At 63.3% G+C, this 240-nt stretch carries 1 protein-coding gene; it reads right to left on the bottom strand.

Going from position 1 to position 240, the window contains the following annotated elements; translation table 11 throughout:
• On the bottom strand, nucleotides 1-240 hold a 240-nt coding region (locus J5M66_RS27275), incomplete at both ends, for an immunoglobulin-like domain-containing protein (protein WP_207810247.1).

The raw sequence follows: 240 nt of genomic DNA, 5'->3' as shown, positions 1-240 counted from the left end.
TCGACGGTGTCGGTCACGGTGGTGCTGACCGGGGTCTTGTCGGCGACGAGATTTTCGAAATTGCCGCCGGTTACGCCAGTGATCGAGTTGGTGATCGGCGCGTTGCCGGTCAGCGCATCGTTCGCAGCAACAGCGGTTGCGGTGCCAGTAGTCTGACCGACACCGATGGTGATGGTCTGGCCGTTAGCCAGAGTCACGACGACAGGGGAGCCAGTCACTGGTGCGCCGACGGTGGCGGTG

This window comes from Pseudomonas sp. 67(2021) (assembly GCF_017491835.1).
In the GTDB taxonomy this organism is placed as follows: Bacteria; Pseudomonadota; Gammaproteobacteria; order Pseudomonadales; family Pseudomonadaceae; genus Aquipseudomonas; species Aquipseudomonas atacamensis.
The sequence above is the reverse complement of the archived record's forward strand: the minus strand, read 5'-3'. Positions and strand labels throughout refer to the sequence as shown.